At 41.3% G+C, this 21,422-nt stretch carries 18 protein-coding genes and 1 pseudogene; 5 read left to right on the top strand and 14 right to left on the bottom strand.

Annotated elements, in window-relative coordinates; all coding sequences use genetic code 11:
• Positions 1-282 precede the first annotated feature (282 nt).
• Complete coding sequence (gene dtd / locus ACQ76V_RS08345; protein WP_441000028.1) at positions 283-723, top strand: D-aminoacyl-tRNA deacylase; 441 nt, start codon at positions 283-285, stop codon at positions 721-723.
• A 124-nt stretch (positions 724-847) separates the two neighbouring features.
• Here dtd and ACQ76V_RS08340 read toward each other — a convergent pair whose 3' ends face one another.
• A complete protein-coding gene (locus ACQ76V_RS08340) occupies positions 848-2,212 on the bottom strand; it encodes a prolyl oligopeptidase family serine peptidase (protein ID WP_441000027.1) in 1,365 nt (454 codons plus the stop codon).
• A 45-nt stretch (positions 2,213-2,257) separates the two neighbouring features.
• Positions 2,258-2,773 (bottom strand): annotated as a pseudogene (locus ACQ76V_RS08335) (TolB family protein); the annotation flags it as partial.
• 350 nt (positions 2,774-3,123) lie between these two features.
• Here ACQ76V_RS08335 and ACQ76V_RS08330 point away from each other — a divergent pair.
• The gene (locus tag ACQ76V_RS08330; protein WP_441000026.1) at positions 3,124-4,026 is read left to right on the top strand and encodes an alkaline phosphatase family protein; all 903 of its coding nucleotides are present in this window, start codon (positions 3,124-3,126) and stop codon (positions 4,024-4,026) included.
• 4 nt (positions 4,027-4,030) lie between these two features.
• Here ACQ76V_RS08330 and ACQ76V_RS08325 read toward each other — a convergent pair whose 3' ends face one another.
• Together ACQ76V_RS08325 and ACQ76V_RS08320 are read right to left on the bottom strand one after the other, a co-directional pair.
• Positions 4,031-4,447: a DUF6567 family protein gene (locus tag ACQ76V_RS08325; RefSeq protein ID WP_441000025.1), complete on the bottom strand. Its 417-nt coding sequence runs from the start codon at positions 4,445-4,447 to the stop codon at positions 4,031-4,033.
• A gap of 149 nt (positions 4,448-4,596) precedes the next feature.
• On the bottom strand, positions 4,597-5,157 hold the full coding sequence (locus ACQ76V_RS08320) for an adenylate kinase (RefSeq protein ID WP_441000024.1): 561 nt from the start codon (positions 5,155-5,157) through the stop codon (positions 4,597-4,599).
• Between the two features lie 162 nt (positions 5,158-5,319).
• On the opposite strand from ACQ76V_RS08320, the gene ACQ76V_RS08315 reads away from it, so the two are divergent.
• Complete coding sequence (locus ACQ76V_RS08315; protein WP_441000023.1) at positions 5,320-6,681, top strand: alkaline phosphatase D family protein; 1,362 nt, start codon at positions 5,320-5,322, stop codon at positions 6,679-6,681.
• 99 nt (positions 6,682-6,780) lie between these two features.
• Positions 6,781-7,659: a mechanosensitive ion channel family protein gene (locus ACQ76V_RS08310; RefSeq protein WP_441000022.1), complete on the top strand. Its 879-nt coding sequence runs from the start codon at positions 6,781-6,783 to the stop codon at positions 7,657-7,659.
• A 63-nt stretch (positions 7,660-7,722) separates the two neighbouring features.
• Here the strand turns inward: ACQ76V_RS08310 and ACQ76V_RS08305 are convergent, their stop codons facing one another.
• From ACQ76V_RS08305 to ACQ76V_RS08295, 3 genes are all read right to left on the bottom strand, one after another.
• Positions 7,723-10,938 carry a VPS10 domain-containing protein gene (locus ACQ76V_RS08305; RefSeq protein WP_441000021.1) on the bottom strand — a complete coding sequence of 1,072 codons (3,216 nt, stop codon included), beginning with the start codon at positions 10,936-10,938 and terminating at the stop codon, positions 7,723-7,725.
• Between the two features lie 156 nt (positions 10,939-11,094).
• Complete coding sequence (locus ACQ76V_RS08300; protein ID WP_441000020.1) at positions 11,095-12,492, bottom strand: RagB/SusD family nutrient uptake outer membrane protein; 1,398 nt, start codon at positions 12,490-12,492, stop codon at positions 11,095-11,097.
• A 20-nt stretch (positions 12,493-12,512) separates the two neighbouring features.
• Positions 12,513-15,533 (bottom strand): SusC/RagA family TonB-linked outer membrane protein, encoded by a 3,021-nt coding sequence (locus ACQ76V_RS08295; protein WP_441000019.1) that lies wholly within the window; start codon positions 15,531-15,533, stop codon positions 12,513-12,515.
• 572 nt (positions 15,534-16,105) lie between these two features.
• Between ACQ76V_RS08295 and ACQ76V_RS08290 the strand changes: the two genes are divergently transcribed.
• The gene (locus ACQ76V_RS08290) at positions 16,106-17,332 is read left to right on the top strand and encodes an FtsX-like permease family protein (RefSeq protein ID WP_441000018.1); all 1,227 of its coding nucleotides are present in this window, start codon (positions 16,106-16,108) and stop codon (positions 17,330-17,332) included.
• A 4-nt stretch (positions 17,333-17,336) separates the two neighbouring features.
• Here the strand turns inward: ACQ76V_RS08290 and ACQ76V_RS08285 are convergent, their stop codons facing one another.
• The 7 genes from ACQ76V_RS08285 to rpmG form a co-directional block, all read right to left on the bottom strand.
• A complete protein-coding gene (locus tag ACQ76V_RS08285; protein WP_441000017.1) occupies positions 17,337-17,783 on the bottom strand; it encodes a MarR family winged helix-turn-helix transcriptional regulator in 447 nt (148 codons plus the stop codon).
• A 72-nt stretch (positions 17,784-17,855) separates the two neighbouring features.
• Positions 17,856-18,623 (bottom strand): exodeoxyribonuclease III, encoded by a 768-nt coding sequence (locus ACQ76V_RS08280; RefSeq protein WP_441000016.1) that lies wholly within the window; start codon positions 18,621-18,623, stop codon positions 17,856-17,858.
• Between the two features lie 82 nt (positions 18,624-18,705).
• Entirely contained in the window at positions 18,706-19,920 is a 1,215-nt protein-coding gene (gene tyrS, locus ACQ76V_RS08275) for a tyrosine--tRNA ligase (protein ID WP_441000015.1), read from the bottom strand.
• Between the two features lie 6 nt (positions 19,921-19,926).
• On the bottom strand, positions 19,927-20,493 hold the full coding sequence (locus tag ACQ76V_RS08270) for a CvpA family protein (protein ID WP_441000014.1): 567 nt from the start codon (positions 20,491-20,493) through the stop codon (positions 19,927-19,929).
• Between the two features lie 11 nt (positions 20,494-20,504).
• Positions 20,505-20,960 carry a GatB/YqeY domain-containing protein gene (locus ACQ76V_RS08265; protein WP_441000013.1) on the bottom strand — a complete coding sequence of 152 codons (456 nt, stop codon included), beginning with the start codon at positions 20,958-20,960 and terminating at the stop codon, positions 20,505-20,507.
• Between the two features lie 100 nt (positions 20,961-21,060).
• Entirely contained in the window at positions 21,061-21,228 is a 168-nt protein-coding gene (locus tag ACQ76V_RS08260; RefSeq protein WP_441000012.1) for a DUF4295 family protein, read from the bottom strand.
• A 22-nt stretch (positions 21,229-21,250) separates the two neighbouring features.
• Complete coding sequence (rpmG, locus tag ACQ76V_RS08255; protein ID WP_095607703.1) at positions 21,251-21,415, bottom strand: 50S ribosomal protein L33; 165 nt, start codon at positions 21,413-21,415, stop codon at positions 21,251-21,253.
• Positions 21,416-21,422: the final 7 nt, after the last annotated feature.

The raw sequence follows: 21,422 nt of genomic DNA, 5'->3' as shown, positions 1-21,422 counted from the left end.
TCACAAAATTTTAGTTAGTAAAACTGTATTGTGGATTATTTTGTGGATAAAGGTATCAATAAACTCAAGGACTTAGAAGAATTATATTTAAGTTATCCACAATCCACAGCAAAGTGAGTGTCAAGAAAAAAATGTTATTGACACGATTTTCTTACTGTATAACTTGTGGAAAATATTATTCTGTTGTTGAAAGCTGTGGAGAAATTTTGTTGGTTTTGGTTGATCTATTTTAAGAAGTAGTTATACACATAATTATCCACAGGGTTATTAACAGACTTAGATATGAAGATAGTGTTACAAAGGGTGTCCGAAGCGAGTGTTTTAGTGCATGATGAGCACGTTGGTGCAATTGATCACGGATTAATGTTGTTAGTTGGAGTTCATGAAGATGACACCGAGAAGCAGATGGAGTGGTTAGCTGAGAAAATATTGAAACTTCGCGTGTTTGATGATGAGGATGGAAAGATGAACCTGTCGGTACAGGATGTAGGGGGAGAAATACTGGTTATACCTCAGTTTACACTGTATGGAGATTATGAACAGGGAAATCGTCCCAGTTATTTTGAAGCCGCAGGTCCAGATAAAGCCGACAAACTGTATGAGGATTTGATTGGTTATTTTAAAAAACACTCGGACCTCAATATTGAAAGTGGTCAATTTGGTGCTTATATGGATGTGCGGCTTCGCAACGATGGTCCGGTGACCTTAGTCATGGAGCGGTGAAAGGATATTATTTTGAGTTGTTATAATTCCATCCTGAACTTGTAGCAGGATCTTTACAATAAAATAAAAGAAGGGAAGCTGTATTAATTCAGTTTCCCTTCTTTATAGAGGACCCCAAAAAGTTTTAATCTACAGGTAGCCATTTTTCAAACCAGTCAATATTTCTTTTCATGGCATCAACCTGCATTTTTGGTGATTGGATGCTGTGCCCTTCATTGGGGTAAATAGCAAGCTTATGTGGAGTGTCATGACGCCAGAAAGTTTTAGCAAATTCAACTCCTTGCTTGGCCACAGGAGATCGCTGTCCAAATTCAAGTAATGTAGGAATTTGTGTAGTGAAACTATTTTTAAATATGGGAGAAATTTCTACATATCGATCCGGGTTTTCATAGGGTGTGGATTCAAAATAATATTCATGGAGCCCTTTGTTTCGAGCCCCTTCAAGATGACCATACATCGATAAATAATTTCCAAAGCCCTCGGCAAAAGATGCTACCTTAAAGATTGGATTGTTTGCTGCAACCATAGGACCGAGCCACCCACCATGACTATGACCCATTATTCCAAGCTTTTCTTTGTTGCCTAAATTATGACTAATTAAGTAGTTAATACCTGTAATAATATCTTGTACGGATTCCTTATCAGGTTTTTCCGGGGTTTTAAATTCTTTACCAAATGAATTAGTGTATCGATAATTTGGGATAAAAATTGCATATCCCTTTGCCGTTAAACTTTGAATGGGAAAAGGCCACTGTTCCAGATAGGGATCAAATTTGTTGCTAACCGGAAGACCGGGCCCACCGTGGAGTAATGTTATCACCGGTGGAGGGTTTTCTTTGTCAAAGTTTTTTGGATGAATATACCAACCCTGTACTTCAGTGCCATCATCAGATTTCCACATTAATGATTTTATCTCTGGTAAAGTTAGGTTCTTAGTATTCTTATTAAAGGATGAAAGTTTTTTAGTTGTGTTAAAGTTGTCACCCGAAAAATAAAGTTCGGGAGCTTCATTAATTTCTTCTTTAATCCAGGCTACGTGTTCTCTATTTGAATTAGAATTAAATGAGAATTGAGATTGGTAGCTGTCAGATACGTTAACAGGTGAAATAGTAGATTCGGATGGATCAATAAGAAATAAACCGCGCCGCGCCTCCTGGGTATTTTCTACATACACCTTATTATCTGCAGTCCAGTGGAAAATGGGTTTATAAAAGTCTTGCTGATCGGCATCTGTTATTAATTCTTTGGCATCCTTTTCCAGATTATAGATCCCAATTTCCGGTGTAGTACCCCATCTGTCGGAATGATCAATTCGTAAATATCCTAGTTTATCACCCGATGGCGACCAGAAAGGAGTAGAATAAGAAATAACATCATCAAAAAAACTGGTCGGATTCTGATTTCCTTTAGCAACTTTATTGAGCTTATTATTCTGATTATCATAAATGGCTAAATCACTTCCCCGGGAAGGTATTCCCGTTTTTTGCATGGGAGAATTTGCTACTTGAAGTGCAATTCTATTTCCATTAGGCGACTATTCAAAATCTTTGACATGTAAAGAATCACTTACTAATATTTTATCATCCCCATTCAGTTTAGAAACAAATAGTTGAAGTGAAGGAGCAGTCCGACGTCTCTGAAGATTATTGTTGATTTTGGAAGCCCTGAAAGTAAGTATGTCAATTTCTACGCCTCCTGTTTCTTCGGACTTGGCCCTTTTTCTTGCCTTCTTCATTGCTTGTATATCTACTGTGGAGTAAGCAAGAGAATTACCGCTGGGGGCAATAGAAAATTGTCTCACACCGGCCGGTACCTTCGTAATTTGCTGACTTAAATCACTGTTAATGTTTTTAGTCCACACCTGTAACTGTCTTTTAGCTCGAGCAAGGTAAGCAATTTTCTTTCCATTGGGCAGCCATTCTATTGATTGAGCACTCTCAGGTAAGGAAAGTTTCTTTTTATCTCGGGATTTAGTATCAATCAACCAAAATGATTTATCATAACTATTTTTAGATAGGTTCGCTTTTCGAGTTTGGACGATTACTTTACTTCCGTCAGGAGAGAGAGAGCAAGCTGACGAGGATCTTCATACGAAATTAAATCTGAAGGAGTTGGTTGCTCTTGAGCTAGTACATTTAAGTTGTTAATGAAGAATAGACTTACTATTGATAAAAGAAAAATCTGATACCTTTTGTTACTCATAATGTGATATTTGATTCCTTAAAATGAGTAAAGCCTACGAGAATGTATATCTGGTGTTACATTTTTAAGTAAGGGATGGTATCTGCTTAAAATTATTTGCATGTAATGAGTTACTTTGTTACAAAGATTGTGATACGAAATCAGGTAAGATGCTGTATTGTATTCTATCTGGTGTAAGGTTTTAATAGTTTATTTGTTATGTCTGTAATATTTCTATTTATAGATGGGGTAGGATTGGGAAAAGCTAATAGATCTAATCCCTTTACGGGGTTTTCCTACCAAGGTTTTTCAGCGATGGCCGGGGATCAGGAATTTTCTGGTAGAGCATCAGAATTAAAGGAAACTAACCATCTGTTTAAATTCTTGGATGCCCGTTTAGGTGTAGAAGGGTTACCCCAGAGTGGAACGGGGCAGACGGCCTTATTTACTGGAAAAAATGCACCCCGAGAAATTGGTAAACACTTTGGACCTTTTCCACACTCCGGTATTAAGCCTTTTATAAAAGAGCATAGCTTATTTATAAAAACCAAGCAGTTAGGTAAACAGGCTAACTTTATAAATGCTTATCCGGATATATTTTTTAAAAAGGCGCGAGAAAGAAATAGGTGGAGCTGTACGACGCTCATGACGAAAAGTGCAAATATATCGTTACATACTACTAAGGAAGTTAAAGAGGAAAAGGCATTAACTGCTGAGTTAACACAACAGGCCTGGCGGGAGCATCTTAATATCGACGTACCGCAAATTATCCCCGAAGAAGCTGCAGATCGACTTTTAGAGCAAACTGAGGAATATGATTTGCTGCTACACGAGTATTATCTCACCGATAAAGCGGGACATAGTCAAGAGCTGGAAAAAGCGACTCGTTATTTACAAACATACGACCGTTTTTTATGGCATCTTATTAACCATAAAGCACCTTCTACGACGATTGTGCTCTCCAGTGATCATGGGAATGTGGAGGATTTATCCATCAAAACACATACACTTAACAGCGTGCCGCTATTTGTATACGGCCCCGGAGCACATAAGTTATCTGGTGCAGAAAGTATTATGGATGTAACACCGGGTATTTTACAGCTATTGGATAATATTTACTAACTTATTAGTCAGTAAATTCAATTACATCAGCACGTACACCTATCATCACTTTAGTGTAGATAAATAAATTTAGGATATCTGTATCGTACCGAACGTTGGTTAATGCCAGGCGTTTTCCATTGATGGTACCATTATCTTTTTCGTAGTTAGTCCAGAGATCTTCCAAGGCTTCTTTGTAAAGCAGTCCGGTTCCTTCCACACGTCCGGCCGCAAACGTACTCGTGGTAAAACCTGTAGAGTAGCTAAAGCCTAAAACATAGGCTGATTCTGAATAGCCTGATACATTTGTTGCTGTAATATTATAGTTGGCCTGTTCCAGGTTAACTTGCGTTTGATTGGCAGAAAGAAAAGCGCCAGAAGTAGTACACCCCGAAATAAATAGAATACTCATAATGGCAACCCACCCGATACAATTTTTCATAATAATCTTGATTTGAAGATGAATAATTAGAGTTGCCGATTAAGTTATTCACCAGTTCAAAGAAGAGATGTAGGGAAATCCCTAAGGTTGTTTAAGGGATTTGTACTGCCAAGAATAAATATGGATAAAAAATGACTACAGAGAGAAAACTACTTGCTGTTTAGCGTGTCTTTAATGCGATTAAATATTTCTTTGATTGAACCGACGCCATCTATGGTTTTTACCACATCCTGTTTTTTATAGTACTTTAGTACCGGCTCGGTTTCTTTGTGGTAAACAGATAGTCGATTTTTCACTTTTTCGGGGGAATCATCGGAACGTCCTTCGCCGCGGCTTAGAATGCGATCAATTAACTCTTGTTCGGGAACTTCCAGCTGTAGAAAAGCGTCAAGGGTTTTGCCTTTTTCATCCAACAGATCATCAAAGGCTTTGGCTTGTGGTACGGTGCGCGGGAATCCATCTAAAATATAACCACCGTTGTATTTATCATCTTTGAGTTCCTCTTTAACAAGGCCTACTACTTTTTCATCGGGAACCAGATCACCGGCATCTAAAATAGCTTTGACTTCTTTACCGAGAGGAGTTTCATTTTTTATGGCTGATCGAAATATTTCTCCGGTAGACAGGTGGGGAATGTTGAACTCTTCACTGATGAGATTAGCCTGGGTACCTTTACCGGCGCCGGGTGGACCAAAAATGATAATGCGCATAAGTTAGTGGTTAGGTTAAGTGCTCTTAATTAAGTGATGCTGAAAATACCGTAAACGACAAGTATATTCAACGAAAACAGGTCAGAAAATAAGTCTTTATTTTTCTTCTGTTAAAATAAGATATTGGAAGGTCGTACTGATTTGTAATTAACTCCCAGATTCATGAGCATTTATACCTTACGTCGATATGTTACACTACTGATCTTTTTCTTTCTTGCCGGATTTCTACAGACCCAGGCACAGCAATCGTTGTTGGAAGCAGGTCCTATGCTGGGCTATGTAGAGATGCAAGAAGCTAATCTGTGGATACAAACAACAAAACCGGCCTCATTTGAATTATTCTATTGGAAAAAAGGGGAAGAACATGCGACTAAACATGTATATAGCAGTTCTACATTGGCGCTGGAATCAAACACAGCCCAGATTAAATTAACGGATCTGGATTACGGAACAACGTATCAGTATGAACTTTCCATAGAGGGACAAAAAGTAGAACGTCCATATAAAACCGAATTTACGACCCAGCAGCTGTGGCAGTGGCGCAAGGCAGCACCTGATTTTTCGGTAGCGATGGGATCGTGCCTGTATATAAATGATTCGCAATTCGATCGTCCGGGTACGCCCTATGGAAAGGGCACCGAAATATTATCGCACATCCCAAAACAAAATCCGGATATCATGTTGTGGCTGGGTGATAATCTGTACTATCGAGAGCCCGATTTCTATTCCAAAGAAAGAATGGACTATCGGTTTAAGGATGCCCGAAATACTCCGGAGATGCAGTCCTTGCTGGCTAATACCATCAATTTAGCTACCTGGGACGATCACGATTACGGGCCCAATAACTCGGATCGATCCTATCGCATGCGTCAACAAGCACTGGATATTTTTAAGCGATATTGGACAAACCCAAGTTATGGAACCCGTGAAACCGACGGTGTTTTTACCAAATATAAATATAGTGATGTAGAGTTTTTTCTGATGGATGATCGTTTTCATCGGGCCCCAAATCGGTTAAAGAAAGAGGATAAGGATTTCTTCGGAGAGGCGCAGTTGCAGTGGTTAATGGATAGTTTGATCGGCAGTAATGCGACGTTTAAGGTTATAGTGGTAGGGAACCAGGTTACTAATAAGATGAACAATCATGAATCGTTAGTGGCCTATGGAGAGGAATATGAGGAGCTTATGGACTTTTTAGATGCACACGATATCCCCGGAGTGCTGTTTATATCGGGTGATCGTCACTTTACTGAGTTGTTAAAAACAGATCGTGAGGATTCTTATCCCATTTATGAGTTTACCTCATCTCCGCTAAGTAGTGGAACGTACGGGAATTTAGATAAATCAAAAGAGTTTGAAAATCCGCAGCGAGTAGATGGGACCCTCGTATATAAAGATCAAAACTTTGGGATGTTGCATGTTAAAGGAGAGCAAGATAATCGGCAATTAATTTTGGAAACTTACGGCTCTGATGGAAAGAAGCTGTGGGATTATACTATTCATGAAAAAGATCTCACAAATTAATAGCTGACTATTAACTAATTTTCGCTATATATTGAGAAGGGAGGCTGGTAATATAATCGGTCTCCCTATTTGTATATTCATCAAACAATTTTCGGCGTTATGACTTGGGAAGAATTATTTAGCTATATTCGGGAAATTTTAAACATTCAGCTGTTTACCATTAGTGAAGTACCCGTAACCACAGCCTCTATTCTTATTTTCTTCCTGCTCCTCACCTTTTTTACCATCGCTGGAATTTTAGCTCGCAGGACGATCAATCGCAAAATATTTAAACGATTTCATGTTGATGAGGGTACCAGCTATACTCTTTCTCGTCTTACGCAGTATGTTATTATTACCATCGGGGTACTTATCTCCTTCAACTTTGTAGGAATAAATTTAAGCAGCCTTACCGTAATATTTGGTCTCCTCTCGGTAGGTATTGGTTTTGGACTCCAGAATGTTACCTCCAACTTTATTTCGGGGCTTATTATTCTGTTTGAGCGTCCCATTAGCATAGGTGATCGCGTGGTTGTTAATGAGATAGAGGGGGATGTTATTGAGATAAATATTCGATCTACGATGGTACGGACGGTAAATAATATTTCTATTGTAGTACCAAACTCAGAGTTTGTCTCTAAAGATGTAATTAATTATTCACATGGAGATCCCACATATCGGCTGGATGTAAGTGTTGGAGTATCGTATGCATCAGATTTGGATACGGTTTTGAAAGCGCTTAAGGAGGTAGCCGAAAATAATAGCAGTGTCATGAAAAAACCCAAGCCGGAAGTACACCTTTTAGAATTTGGAGATTCTTCGTGGAATATGCAGCTACGTTCCTGGATTCCCAATGTTAAAGACTATCCCAAAATTCGAAATGAGCTCAATCAAGCAATTGTAAGAACGTTCGATAAATATAATATTGTCATTCCATTTCCCCAGCGGGATCTGCATGTACGGAGCTCGGTTAGATTGCCTATTGATAAAGAGGGGTAAAAATAAAAAAAGCAGCACCACGGATATTCATGATGCTGCGTTAGATAAGTCTGGATTACTATATTAATTCTCGATGGGAATAGCTTCCTTGTCTACTTCCTCAATTAAGCTCGAAGCATCACCGCGTAAAATGGGCTCTATACGTTCAAACTGTGCATCCACTTGTGCTGCCAGATCCTCATAAACTTCATATTGCTGTTTGGTAGGACGTCCATCGCCGGTACCTACCGTATTAGCTAATGAGGCCAGCTTGTTGTTAAGCTTTATGGGGTAATTTAGGACGTCCTGAAACGACTCGGCTTTCGTCTGCATCAGTTCTCCTTCCACATCTGCAAGTGTTGTTAACATGGCATCAACACGGTCTTGCAGTTCCTGATTGGCTGCATTGTCAGATTTTATGTTATTTAATTCCTCGCGAATTTCTCGAATGCGGTTGATAGCTTTGTGGGTTGTGTCCAGTTTGCTGATGATCGTCTGGTGCAATTCAAACTGTGCCTCGAAATCATCTTGTGTCACGTCAATGCGTGGGTCTTTGGTGATTTCAAAGTTTTGACTCATAATCGTTTGATCATCAACAATTAAGCGTACTTCGTATGTACCGGGTATAGCCGAAGGACCTCGCGTAGAACCGGCCCAAAGTATTTGTCGACCATCGAGGTCTGTAGCTCCTGGGTAACGCATATTCCACACAAAGGTATTTTGGCCCTGTTTAGTCGTTAATACATCAGAGGGCACGTCATGTTCTTTTTCATGAAACTCCTCCGATTCTTTTACTTCATTTCCATCCAGATCTTCTTTGTTAGAGAAGGTGCGAATAACATCACCATTTGATTCAGCAAACTGCAGCTGTATCTCCTGTTCAGAAATTTTACTATTTAGATTATAGTGAACAACCACGCCATCCTTTGGATTTTCACCCAGTGTTTGGCCGGGCTCGGGTTCGGTGTGGTTACCAAACAGGTAGGTTGTTTCCGGCTGATAGAGGTAGTAGTCGGATTGCGTAACTTGCTCTCCAAGTTGATGGAGCACAGATAAATCATCAAGGACCCAGAACGAGCGACCTTGTGTAGCTACCACCAGATCTTTATCGCGTTTATGAACGGTTAGATCTGTAATTGGTACGGCAGGGAGATTAAGCTGAAACGGTTGCCAGAGTTCTCCATCATTAAAGGATACGTAAAGGCCGGTTTCGGTTCCTGCGTAAAGGAGTCCTTCTTGATTGGGGTCTTCGCGAATGACGCGAGTAAAATCTTTGCTGGGGATGCCGGTCGTTATTTTCGTCCAGCTTTGCCCATAATTATCCGTTTTATAAAGCATTGGTTGAAAGTCGTCAAACTTATAACGAGTTGCAGCCAGGTACGCAGTACCGGCATCGTGGGGAGAGGGGTCGATGATGCTGGCCATAGCTTCGGGCATGCCTTTGGGTGTTACCTCCGTCCAGCTGTCTCCATTATCGCGACTAACGTGAATAAGTCCGTCATCAGCGCCAGTCCACAGAACGCCGGGTTCAACCGGTGACTCTGCAAAGGTAAAGATGGTATTATAATATTCAACGCTGGTATCATCCTTAGTGATGGGACCGCCCGATTCGCCCTGCTTGGATTTATCGTTGCGCGTCAAATCTTCGCTGATGGTATCCCAGCTCATGCCCTCATCATCAGAGCGATGTACAAACTGGGACGTCGCATAAAGGAGATCAGGGTCATGGGGCGAAATATAGATGGGGAAGGTCCATTGGAATCGATATTTTAGATCCTTGGCACCGGCACCCATGGGGTTGTCCGGCCATACATCAATACGATCACTTTGGTCAGTAAAATCGTTGAACTTATTAAAGTATCCGCCGTAACTACCGCCGTAAGTAACATTGGGATTTTCGGGATCTGGAGCAATATAGCCACTTTCTCCACCGGCTACGGGATGCCAGTCGCGGGTTTCAATGCCATAGTCAGCAGTACGACTTTTAATACCCACCGTACTGTTGTCTTGCTGGGCTCCGTATATACGATATGGAAACTCATCATCAGTTATAACTTGGTAAAATTGTCCGGTAGCATATTTATGATATGATGACCAGCTTTTTCCGTCGTTATAAGAAACTTGTCCGCCACCGTCATCAGCCACAACCATGCGATTTCCATCATTGGGATCTATCCAGAGATCGTGGTGATCGCCGTGCGGGGTGCCAACTCGGTCAAAAGATTCTCCCCCATCGGTAGATTTGTAAAATCCCACGTTAAGTACATACACCTCATCTTCGTCCTTCGTATCGGCTACAATATGGGTATAGTACCAAGCGCGTTGACGCAGGTTACGATCACTATTTACACGATTCCAGGTTTCTCCGCTGTCATCAGAACGGAAAACGCCGCCATTATCACTTTCTATAATTGTCCAGATTCGATCGGGATTAACGGGAGAAATAGCTACACCGATTTTACCCATTAGTCCTTTAGGCATACCCGGGCGCTCCGAAATGTTGGTCCATGTTTCGCCACCATCTCTGCTTTTATACAGGCCGCTGCCTTCGCCGCCACTCGACATTTTCCATGGATTGCGATATGCTTCCCACAGCGAAGCATATAAAATATTGGGATTAGTGGGGTCAACTTCGATATCTACCGCCCCGGTATTTTGATTATGATATAACACTTTTTCCCAGGTTTTTCCGCCATCCGTGGTTTTATAGACGCCACGTTCTTCATTACCCTCAGTACCAAATGCGTGTCCCATAACGGCAACCCAGACGATATCTTCATTTTTGGGATGTACGGCAATTTCTCCAATAAAATGAGATTCCGGCAGGCCGATATGCTCCCAATTTTTTCCACCATCGGTGGTCTTGTACATACCATCACCGGCCGACATGTTGCCACGGATGCAGGTTTCACCCATACCTGCGTAAATGACATTACTGTTGGATGGGGCTGCTGTTAGTGCACCAACGGATCCCGTTTTTAAATCACCGTCGGAAACATTAACCCAGTTATTACCCCCGTCCGTTGTTTTGTAGATGCCCCCTCCTGTAAAGCCAGTATAATAGGTATCCGGCTGGTCGGGATGACCGGTAACCGCTACTGAACGTCCGCCGCGAAAGGGGCCTATATTTCGATATTCTAAATTTTGTAGATAGGGCTCTTCAAAAGATACTTCATTAACGTCCTCGGCTTGATTTGATTCGCCAAATCGTTGCGCCTTGGCAGAGAATGAAATCCCCATGAAAAGCAGAGCAAGAACGGTTACTATGCTCCAGTTGTAATTTTGATTGTGTCGTAACATATATCCCTGTTTTGTGTTGAAATTAACTAATCCCATCGTTGAATAAGCAATGTATAAAAAATTGTGTGTGGGATTAGGTAAAAAAATGTGAAGTATTAATTAGTAGTAGGCTAAAGTCCCCGACAAGATAGGTTTGCCGGGGAAGAGTATTGTTATTTACTGATAGGCTTCGTTTTGCTCCAAATTTTCATTGGCATCGATGTCGCGCGAAGGAATTGGAAAGACCATACGGCCTGAATTAGTAAGTGATACGGGTTCGCCATTAGTTCGGTCGATGTTGGTTAGTACATCTATTGCCCGACCGGTTCGCACTAAGTCGTACCAGCGGTGACCTTCTTCAATAAATTCGATTCCTCGTTCTTTTTCAATGGCTTGAAGAACTTCTTGCTGCTCGTCAACTCCGGTACCGGCTGTATCTTGCAAACCGGCACGGTTACGTATCTCATTGAGATCTGTTAATGCTCCAGTTATATCGGGCGTTTGTTTTCGAGCTCTAGCTTCGGCACGGTTGAGGTACATTTCCGCTAACCGCAGTATCTGAATGTTATCATCACTACCTGACTTTTGATATTTGGTGGGATAATAAACCCCCACATTAGTATCAAAAGCGATAAGATCACCACGCTCATCATTGGATCTGGACATCACCATTTCAGCATAGTCTTTGTGTAGAGCGATATCACCACGGCCGCCTCCACTTGAAGGGTAATACCAGAAGCGAATATCATTGGGATCAGTTGTGTTGAAAGAAAGTTCAAAAATAGCTTCAGCTGTATTTTCTGTGATAAAAATATCAGCGAAGTTTTCTACCAATTCAAAATTTTGGTTTACTATTACATCGGTAGCATATTGTTCAGCAAGACCAAATTCTTGAGTATAAAGATATAATCGAGAGAATAATGCCTGAACGGCTGCTTCAGATACTCGATTTGGTGAAGAATACCCGGTGAGTCGGTTTTCGGCAGCTTGTAGATCAGATTGCACCTGATTGTAAGAAGCCTCAATGGATGCTCGTTCTGGAAAACTATTTTCATCAATTTGACGAGAAGGTTCTGTTGGAAGCGGAATACCCATGGTTCCGGCTTCTCCCGGAGCACCACCAAAAGTCCGTGTTAAATCAAAGAAGGCCAACGAACGTATAAAATAAGCTTCTCCGAGTATTTGATCTTTATTTTCTTGAGTTATGTTATCAAGGTTTTCTACTTCAGCAATGATATTATTTGCATGATTAATTGTAGAGTAGGCTTGAGACCAGAGGTTTCGGTTTTCAAGATTCCCAGGAGATGTTACATAAGTATCCATCTCACGGTAGAAATCCCACGTTCCTACGCTTTCCGAAACGTCGGAGGTAACATCACTAATTATTTGAATATTGCTGCCATAGTAATCGCTTGATTGTAGCTGGCTGTATAAACCATTCAAAGCAGCATTGGCACTTTTTAGGTCCCGGATGGCATTTTCTTCTGATATTGCCGTCTGAGGTTCCTGGTTTAATACATCACAGCCCGAGGCTGTTATAAATGCTATAAGAAAAATTATGTTTAAATATTTCATAAGAAAAAGACCTTTATCAGTTAAAATGAGATATCAAAACCGCCCATGATGGTTCTGGACTGTGGCATGGTATAAAATTCGATTCCACGTGTAAGCTGGGTGGTGGCTGTCGCTGTAACTTCGGGGTCAAGACCGCTGTAATTGGTGAAAGTGAGCAAGTTTTGTCCCGTTACATAAAAACGCGCTCGTGAAATATTGAAGCCAAGCTTTGATAAAAAGGAATCGGGGATGGTATATCCCAACGTGGCATTTTTAAGTCGGATATAAGAACCATCCTCTACAAATCGTGAGGGACGAAGATTACCGGCATAATTAGAGCTGGTCATTTTTGGCACCATGGTTTGATCGCCGGGTTCCTGCCAACGGTCCAGCTGCGAAGATAAATAACCGGTATTACGAGTACCGCCATGCTCTTGGAAAAACCTGTTCCAATTTAACTGATCGTTTCCATAACTGTATTGGAAAAAGATCGAAACGTCGAACCATTTATAATTAAATTTATTGGTAATTCCTCCAAAGAAATCGGGATTTGCATCGCCGACAATTTTACGATCTGTATTAGGGTTAAAGCTTCCATCACCATCGACATCCTCAAATATAGGTTCGCCGGTGTCGGGATCTACCTCAAGTTGGTTGTGAAAGTAGAACGAGTACATGGGATAGCCTTCTTGGTAGCGATAGATATCACGGTTATAGACATTAAAAGGAGAAGCCAGTCGTGTTATTTTGTTCCGATTTCCGGCAATGTTGAATTGTACATTCCAATTAAAGTCACTTTTTTGGATAGCATTGGCATTAATACCCAGCTCCATACCTTTATTTTGGAGAGAACCAAAGTTTTGTACGAGCTCTTCGAATCCGGAAGACATGGGAACTGGTACTGCTAACAGAAGGTCTTCGGTCTGTTTGTCATAGTAATCATACACAATTGTTACGCGACCGTCCCAAAGACCAATATCAAATCCGATATCGAGCTGACTGGTTGTTTCCCATTTTAAATTGGGATTGGAAAGTTGTTCGGGGCTGGTTCCCGGACTACTGGTATAACTTTCTCCACCCCAGAGCCCTCGAGCCTGAAAATTATTGATACCACTTTGGTTTCCGGTAATGCCATAACTTCCTCGTAATTTTAGGTTACTGATCCAGTCTACATTAAAGAAGTTTTCTTCTGAAGGAACCCAACCTAATGCGAAGGACGGAAAGGTACCCCACTGGTTATTCTCTCCAAATCGTGAAGAACCGTCTCGTCGCAAGGTAACTGTTGCCAAATACTTTCCATTGTAATCATACTTTAGCCGACCGAAGAAGGATGTAATACCCCAGCTTGTTCCTGTTGAGGAAGCGGTCTGTACGGCGGCATCTTCGATGCGTTGAAAATCATCACTTGGAAATTGCTGGCCCGCAGCCGTTGTTCGCTCAAAGGTTGATTCTTGATAGCTGGTACCAATCAATGTTGAAAAGTTGTGATCGCCGGTGTTATATAAATAGCTTAACGTGTTTTCTCCGGTCCAATTGCTGGTTAAGGCAACACTTGAAAGGGCATCCCCATTAACGGCTGCACCGTTATTTGTTAAGCTGTTGTCATACCGATCTTCTTTCACCTCGTTGTAGTCGTAGCTCCAGCTGGATCGAAATGTGAGTCCTGGGAAGAATTCGTATTCACCGAAAGCGTTTCCTACAAAACGGTTTACGTCCATATTAAAATCGACTTCTTCAGCGGCTGCAATGGGATTCTCAAAAATACTGAACTTTGTATATGAACCATCCTCCTGATAGTACGGTAAGTTCGATGGTAAAAAATAAACACCGCCCAGAACACCTGTAATATTATCGTTATTTCGAGCCCGATTCCTATTTGAAAATGAATAGGTTAGGCTGGTTCCGAAAGTAAGGTTTTCGGTAGCATTTAAATCCAAATTTACACGTGCGCTGCTTCGCTCGTATGTTGCCGGTTTTACCACTCCGTCCTGCTTAAAATTAGATCCGGAGACTGAATATTTAACAGTTTCATTGCCACCGCTTAGCGTTAAATCATAATTTCGAATTGTACCAGTACGAAAAACTGGATCAGCCCAGTCTGTGTTAATCGCATTTTGCGGATTTGCATAAGGTTCGGATTCTCCATTATTGCGTGCAGCCTCATTCATGAGCATCTCGAACTCAGAACCTGTAACTAAATCCGGCATATTAACGGGCTCTTCGAATCCATAGTAACTGCTAAACTTTATTGAGGGGGTGGCATTTTTTCCACGTTTGGTGGTGATAAGCACTACCCCGTTGGCTGCCCGAGCGCCATAAATAGCAGTAGCCGAAGCATCTTTTAATATCTCAATAGATTCAATATCTGACGGGTCAATGTCAGCCAATGCACTGGTTGTTTCTCCTCCCAAATCCAGACCAAAGTTTCCAGTCTCGATCGGAACACCATCCACAATATAAAGTGGATCACTGCCTCCGGAAATAGAGGTGGTACCCCTAATTTTTACAAAAATTCCGCCCCCTGGGGTTCCTGAATTACTGCTAACCTGAACGCCTGCGGCTCGACCTTGCATTAGCTGATCACTGCCTGCCACAGGAGTGTTTTCAATATCTTCGGATGTTACTGAAGAAACAGAACTTGTTAGTGTTTTACGGTCTTGTTCACCGTATCCTACTACTATTACATCTTCAAGCATTTCAACATCTTCTTGGAGTTTTACATTTAACGTGGTCTGTTGACCTACTTTTACTTCCTGTGATACGTAGCCGATATAGCTAAAAACTAATATGGCATCCGGACCGGATACTTCTATTTCAAAATATCCTTCATTATCAGTACTTACTCCGTTTGTGGTTCCTTGCTCCAGTACATTAACACCGGGTAGTGTACTACCGTCCCCGGCAGAGGTAACAGTACCGCTGACCGTTGTTTGGGCAAGCGAAATAGAAGTTGAAATAAATAGTATGAGGAGTGTTGCACAGAAAGATCGTAATGTTTGTGTGGTAATTGCCGTTGATATAGGTATAGAATCAACTATACCTGTGGTATTGTTGTGAGTCATATTGTATCCCTGTTTAATTATTAACTTAGATGGGCAATTATATTTAGCCGTTTACTCTTAAGTATGTGTTGGAATAACTGCTATATAGTCCCTGAAATAGTTAGGCTTAAGTCCCACCTATCTTTTGTAATTTTTAAAATGCCTAACTGTTTTTTACACAGTAGTGTATCGATCGTATAATTTCAATCTAATATTAAAATTAATTAATAAATGAAATAGTAAACGGATTAAATTACATGCCCTCCTAATTGAATTTATGTAAGCATATGATACCGTTGCTGTTAGAGTGGAACTAATCAAAGCTCTAAACGATGTAGAAATAGAAAGTTAAGCTCAAAGTGCTTTATGTTATTTCCGTTGATAGTTAAGGACGTGAGCGAAGATGTGCAGATTATGGGCGAACGACGTTTGTATTAATAGGAACTTAGCCGGTAAATTCAGGTAGTCATTGAAAGTTACTTGTTGTTTTATGTTTAAGATCTATCAATGTTAAATTTTGAGCTATTTTAACAAAGAATTATATATATATCAGTGGCTGTAATCCTTCTTTTTTATGATTATTTTCAGAGCTTATGAAAACAACCGGATTTGTAGCCAGACGTTATTTATTTTCGCGAAAGCACATCTCGCTGATCTCTACACTTACTATTATCAGTATTATTGGGGTTACTATTGGTACGGCACTGCTGATCGTCGTACTTTCGGTGTTTAATGGTTTTTTCGATGTGATTCAGGGACTGCTCCTGCAGAACGATCCCGATCTGCGAATAGAATCTACCACCTCTAACTCTTTTCTTTTTACCGGTGATATGGAGCAGAAGCTATCCGATATTCCCGAAATTCAGGCAACGGCTTCGTATGTAGAAGGAAAAGCACTGCTGGCATTTGAGCAAAGTGATGATAAAGTAGTACAGGTTAGGGGGATTGATGAGGATGATTATTTTGAGGTGAGTAACCTTGATGAAAATATTAGCGAAGGAGTTGTTGATTTGCCCGTCCGTGAACGTCGCCCTGGTATGTTGATCAATGGGCAATTGCTCAATGAGCTGAACCTCAGAATAAATGATGAAGTCGTATTGCTAAGTGCAGCGGGGATGCGTAAGTCACTTACACAGTTCTCGCTTCCACGAAGTTTTCGCTTTCAGATACGGGGAAGTTTTTCACAGATTCAAATTACCGATGGCCCTGGTGTTTTTATTGATAAGGAAGCTGCACAGCGATTATTTGAGGTTCGTAATGCTATTTCTGGCATTGATGTTCGGTTGCAAAATACTGCTCAGGCTCAACCTGTGAAGGAAAAATTACAGGCCACACTTGGATCAGATTACGAAATTTCAACCTGGTATGACCTGCAAAAGCCCCTTTACGATGTCATGTACCTTGAAAAGTGGAGTTCCTATATCATCTTGATGATCATCGTACTGGTAGCCGTACTTAATATTATTGGATCACTGACGATGATTGTCATCCAAAAAAATCGTGATATTGGCATTCTTTTGACTATGGGTTTCACTCCTTCAGATATAAAAAATATATTTGTTCGCCAGGGTTTTTATATCGGTTTAATTGGTTGTGTTATCGGTGGTGGGCTCGGGTTACTGCTTAGTTGGGTGCAGCAGCAATATGGGCTCATAAAGCTTTCATCAGCCTTCATTATTGATGCCTATCCGGTAAGTATAAGCTACGTTGATGTGAGTATCGTGCTCGCGGGTAGTTTGCTCTTGTGTTTACTGGCCAGCTGGTATCCTGCTAAAAGAGCGGCCCAGGTATCACCGGCTGATGCTATCAGATATGATTAAGAGGCTATTCTTTAAGTCCCAACTTTTTGCAGATATTGCCGAGTTGCTCTAATTCGTTATCTGATAATACCTCAAACTCCGAAACAATACGATCAAGATGTTTTGGAAAGTAGTCAGATATAAATTCTTCGCCCTCATCGGTAAGATGAATAAGCATGGAGCGCCGGTCCTCAGGATCCTGATGACGCTCAACCCATCCACTTTTTTCAAGATTATCAATCACGAGGGTAATATTACCGCCACTTTTCAGAAGCTTTTCTCCCAACGCTTTTTGATTAAGAGGCCCTAAATGCAGAAGAGCTTCCAGCACGCCAAACTGGCTAATTGTTAATCCTACATCACTAAGCTGCCGGTTAAGTCGGTTATTTATGGTCTCGGTGGCACGCATCAATTTGATAAATGCGTTAAGTGTTTTTTCCTCTCTTTCATTGCCTTGGTAATGTGTGCCCATTACTTATAACCTAAATTATTAAATATTAAATAGCGCGGAGTAAAATATATAATAATGATGCTGGGAAAGCCATTAAAGGTTATAACTAATTGTCACTGGGGCATGATCCGATAAATCCCATTCCATTTCGATGGTAGCCTCCTCGGCAGCAGAGAGCATTTGCGGACAGGTCATGTGGTAATCAATACGCCAGCCTTTGTTTCGCTCTTTGGATGCTGCGCGATAGCTCCACCAGCTGTATAAGTCTTCTTCTCCTTCATGTAGGCTGCGATACACATCCTCAAAACCGGTTTGCAGCAAACGTGAGACCCACTCTCGTTCTTCGGGTAAAAATCCGGAGGTGTTTTTATTTCTTTTGGGATTATGGATATCAAGAGGTTTATGACAGATGTTATAGTCCCCACAGATTACTACCGGTTTTTTTTTTGAAAGAAACTTCTGGGCAAAGGGGAGGAAGTAATCCAAAAATTCCATTTTTAGATCTTGTCGCTCATCGCCGGTAGTTCCGCTGGGCGCATAGATCGAAAACACATATAGGTTATCATACTCAGCCATTATTATGCGTCCCTCACTATCGACCCAATCTACCCCCATACCCTTTTCTATGCGGATGGGTTCCTGCTTTGATAAAATACCTACGCCCGAATATCCTTTCTTTTCTGCGGTATGATAGGCTTCATGATAATCCAGCTTCTGTACCGGTCCGGGGACCTGATGCTCCATTGCACGTAATTCCTGAAGGCAAATAATATCCGGATCCGTTTGATCAACCCAATCCGTAAAACCATGACGGTGTGCTGCGCGAATGCCGTTAACGTTAAGTGATGAGATTTTGAGCATATTACTATTGTAGAAAGTAGAAGGTAAAAAGTTAAGGGTTATATTTAAATAGTTATTGCGTTCTTCCCAGAACTTTTTCTTCTCACTTAGCCTTCACAATAGCATAATTACGTTTCCCGACTTTTAAGGTAAACTCGGTATCATCAGCAAACGTTACGCTGTAACCTTTATCCGAAACCTTCTCATCATCAATAGAAATGCCGCCCTGCTTAATCAGGCGTTTGGTCTGGCCGTTACTGTCTGTAAAGCCCGCATCCGAAACAATATCTAACAGGCGTACTTCCGAACCGGCGTCATATTCAAGGGTGGGGGCATCATCGGGGATTTCATTACCGACAACTGTTTTTTCGAAGTGGTCACGAGCAGCTTTGGCAGCCTCCTTTCCGTGATACATGCGTGTGATTACCAGTGCCAGCTCGTGTTTGGTATCGCGCGGATCCTTTTCTGCTTTTTCTTTGTATTTGGGCAGTTTATCCACGTCGATATCAGAGAGTAATTCAAACCACGAGAAGATCAGATCATCGGGAATGGAAAGTACCTTTCCGTACATGTCATTGGCACTTTCTGTAATGCCGATGTAGTTGTCGTAAGACTTCGACATCTTCTTGGTTCCGTCGGTGCCAACGAGCAATGGCATCATTAGCGCAATTTGGGGCTCCTGGCCATCATCTTTTTGGAGCTCACGACCTATAAGAAGATTAAATTTTTGGTCCGTACCGCCGAGTTCTACATCCGATTGCAAGTGAACGGAATCTTGCCCCTGCGCCAGCGGATATAAAAATTCGTGCAATGAAATTGGTTCATTGTTTTCGTACCGCTTGGAAAAATCATCCCGCTCAATCATACGGGCAACAGTCAGCTTAGATGTCAACTTAATAACATCCTGGAAATTCATTTTCCCTAACCATTCAGAATTATATACGATGGTGGTTTTATCTTCGTCTAAAATCTTCGTTGCCTGGTCAAGATAAGTTTTAGCATTTTCTTTGATCTCTTCCGGAGAAAGAGCCGGGCGCGTTTCATTTTGACCGGTAGGGTCGCCGATGAGGGCAGTAAAATCCCCAATGATAAGAATGGCTTCGTGACCTAAATCCTGGAACTGGCGTAACTTTCGAAGAATTACTGAGTGGCCCAGGTGCAGGTCGGGACGTGTAGGATCGCAGCCCAGCTTTATTTTCAGGGGTGTGTTTTTTTCTCTGGATTTTTTGAGCTTTTCGACAAGCTCTTCTTCAGGTACAATTTCAACTGTACCTCTTCTAATTACATCAAGTTGTTCGTCAACAGGTAAAAAATTCATAAATCGTTAGGAATTGCTCTGTTCTAAAAAGGGAAAGTTTTCAATTGGATTATATTGCTCGAGCGTCTTCTTGATGGTCGTCGTAAAGTTTTCGGCACCGGGATAAACGGTTGCTACCGTGTCATAAGCCCAAGGGGCCAGGTAGATAACATAAGAATAGGTGGCTGAGTTTTTTCGGGCTTCTTTAGAAGGAATACTAAATCCGGCCAGAATAAGAAGAATGGCACTTATTACAATACCGCTTTTTAAAAAGCCAAAAGCAGCACCAGCAATGCGATTAACAGAATTTAGTTTAATCGTCTCTAAAAACTTTTTGCTAACAAATGCTGCCAGGTGCACCAGTGATAATGTACCGACGAAAATAATGATGGCCGAAATAAAAGGGATGAAAGAAGCGCCTTCTTCAAAAAACGGTTTTATTGCTGCACTGACGGAATCCATATATTGAAAGGTTAGAAAAACCCCTAAAATGATCCCCACAATGCTGAATACTTCCTTGATGATCCCATTAGCAAATCCGCGATAAGCGAAGTAAGCAATAGGGATTAGGATCAGGAAATCGATCAGACTCATGGGTAGTGGCTTTAAGAAAGTTCTTCTTTAACAACCTTGCTTACTACAGATCCTTCTGCCTTACCTTTCAATTCTTGCATGAGCACCCCCATAACTTGCCCCATGTCGGACATATCCTCGGCGCCGAGTTCTTCGATTTTTTCTTTGGCTCTATCGCGTACCTCCTCTTCTGAAAGCATTTCCGGAAGATAGGAGTTAATGATCTCCAACTCCTCCTTTTCAGAATTAGCCAGATCATCGCGGCCGCCTTTTTCAAACTGCTCGATAGATTCCTTGCGTTGCTTGGCTGCTTTCATGAGTACCTCAATGGTTTGCTCATCAGAAAGTTCTCGTTCACCGCCTTTACGTTCACTTATTTCACGCTCCAGCAGTTTCGACTTGAGTGATCGCAATACGCGCAGCTTATCCTGCTCTTTATCTTTCATTGCCTGTTTGAGGTCGGCCATGATTTGATCTTTGATAGCCATATAAATCAATTTTAAAAGGGTTAGGATGGAACAAGCTCATAAAAAAAGGCTCCATCCACTCATGCGGATGCAACCTTTTTATCAAATAAAGAAAAAGTGCTTAGTCTTTATTCTCGTTGATAAAGTCTTGCACATTATCTTCATCGATAATGGCTTCTTTATAACCATACTTATTGTTAGCCGTTTTTTGGGCTACAATAACTTTGGCCATGCGCCGGTTGTCCGACTTTTGCTCATCTTTTGTTCCGAAAGTTTTCTTCTTAGCCATGATACTGGTTCTTGGATATTACTTATTTAATTTCTTTGTGAACGGTATGCTTGCGAAGAACCGGATTGTATTTTTTCAACTCCAAACGATCCGGAGAATTTCGTCGGTTTTTAGTAGTATGATACCGCGACGTACCCGGTGCTTCGGTACATTCTAAAATTACTTGTACTCTGTTTCCTTTTGCCATAGTGCTA

Origin of the sequence: Fodinibius sp. SL11, assembly GCF_052060035.1 — a bacterium.
In the GTDB taxonomy this organism is placed as follows: Bacteria; Bacteroidota; Rhodothermia; order Balneolales; family Balneolaceae; genus Fodinibius.
This window is presented reverse-complemented; position numbering and strand designations above follow the sequence as displayed.

Coding starts and splice junctions, on each gene's coding strand:
- dtd (WP_441000028.1), top strand. CDS start 283: ATGAAGATAGTGTTACAAAGGGTGTCCGAAGCGAGTGTTTTAGTGCAT.
- ACQ76V_RS08340 (WP_441000027.1), bottom strand. CDS start 2,212: ATGCAAAAAACGGGAATACCTTCCCGGGGAAGTGATTTAGCCATTTAT.
- ACQ76V_RS08330 (WP_441000026.1), top strand. CDS start 3,124: ATGTCTGTAATATTTCTATTTATAGATGGGGTAGGATTGGGAAAAGCT.
- ACQ76V_RS08325 (WP_441000025.1), bottom strand. CDS start 4,447: ATGAAAAATTGTATCGGGTGGGTTGCCATTATGAGTATTCTATTTATT.
- ACQ76V_RS08320 (WP_441000024.1), bottom strand. CDS start 5,157: ATGCGCATTATCATTTTTGGTCCACCCGGCGCCGGTAAAGGTACCCAG.
- ACQ76V_RS08315 (WP_441000023.1), top strand. CDS start 5,320: ATGAGCATTTATACCTTACGTCGATATGTTACACTACTGATCTTTTTC.
- ACQ76V_RS08310 (WP_441000022.1), top strand. CDS start 6,781: ATGACTTGGGAAGAATTATTTAGCTATATTCGGGAAATTTTAAACATT.
- ACQ76V_RS08305 (WP_441000021.1), bottom strand. CDS start 10,938: ATGTTACGACACAATCAAAATTACAACTGGAGCATAGTAACCGTTCTT.
- ACQ76V_RS08300 (WP_441000020.1), bottom strand. CDS start 12,492: ATGAAATATTTAAACATAATTTTTCTTATAGCATTTATAACAGCCTCG.
- ACQ76V_RS08295 (WP_441000019.1), bottom strand. CDS start 15,533: ATGACTCACAACAATACCACAGGTATAGTTGATTCTATACCTATATCA.
- ACQ76V_RS08290 (WP_441000018.1), top strand. CDS start 16,106: ATGAAAACAACCGGATTTGTAGCCAGACGTTATTTATTTTCGCGAAAG.
- ACQ76V_RS08285 (WP_441000017.1), bottom strand. CDS start 17,783: ATGGGCACACATTACCAAGGCAATGAAAGAGAGGAAAAAACACTTAAC.
- ACQ76V_RS08280 (WP_441000016.1), bottom strand. CDS start 18,623: ATGCTCAAAATCTCATCACTTAACGTTAACGGCATTCGCGCAGCACAC.
- tyrS (WP_441000015.1), bottom strand. CDS start 19,920: ATGAATTTTTTACCTGTTGACGAACAACTTGATGTAATTAGAAGAGGT.
- ACQ76V_RS08270 (WP_441000014.1), bottom strand. CDS start 20,493: ATGAGTCTGATCGATTTCCTGATCCTAATCCCTATTGCTTACTTCGCT.
- ACQ76V_RS08265 (WP_441000013.1), bottom strand. CDS start 20,960: ATGGCTATCAAAGATCAAATCATGGCCGACCTCAAACAGGCAATGAAA.
- ACQ76V_RS08260 (WP_441000012.1), bottom strand. CDS start 21,228: ATGGCTAAGAAGAAAACTTTCGGAACAAAAGATGAGCAAAAGTCGGAC.
- rpmG (WP_095607703.1), bottom strand. CDS start 21,415: ATGGCAAAAGGAAACAGAGTACAAGTAATTTTAGAATGTACCGAAGCA.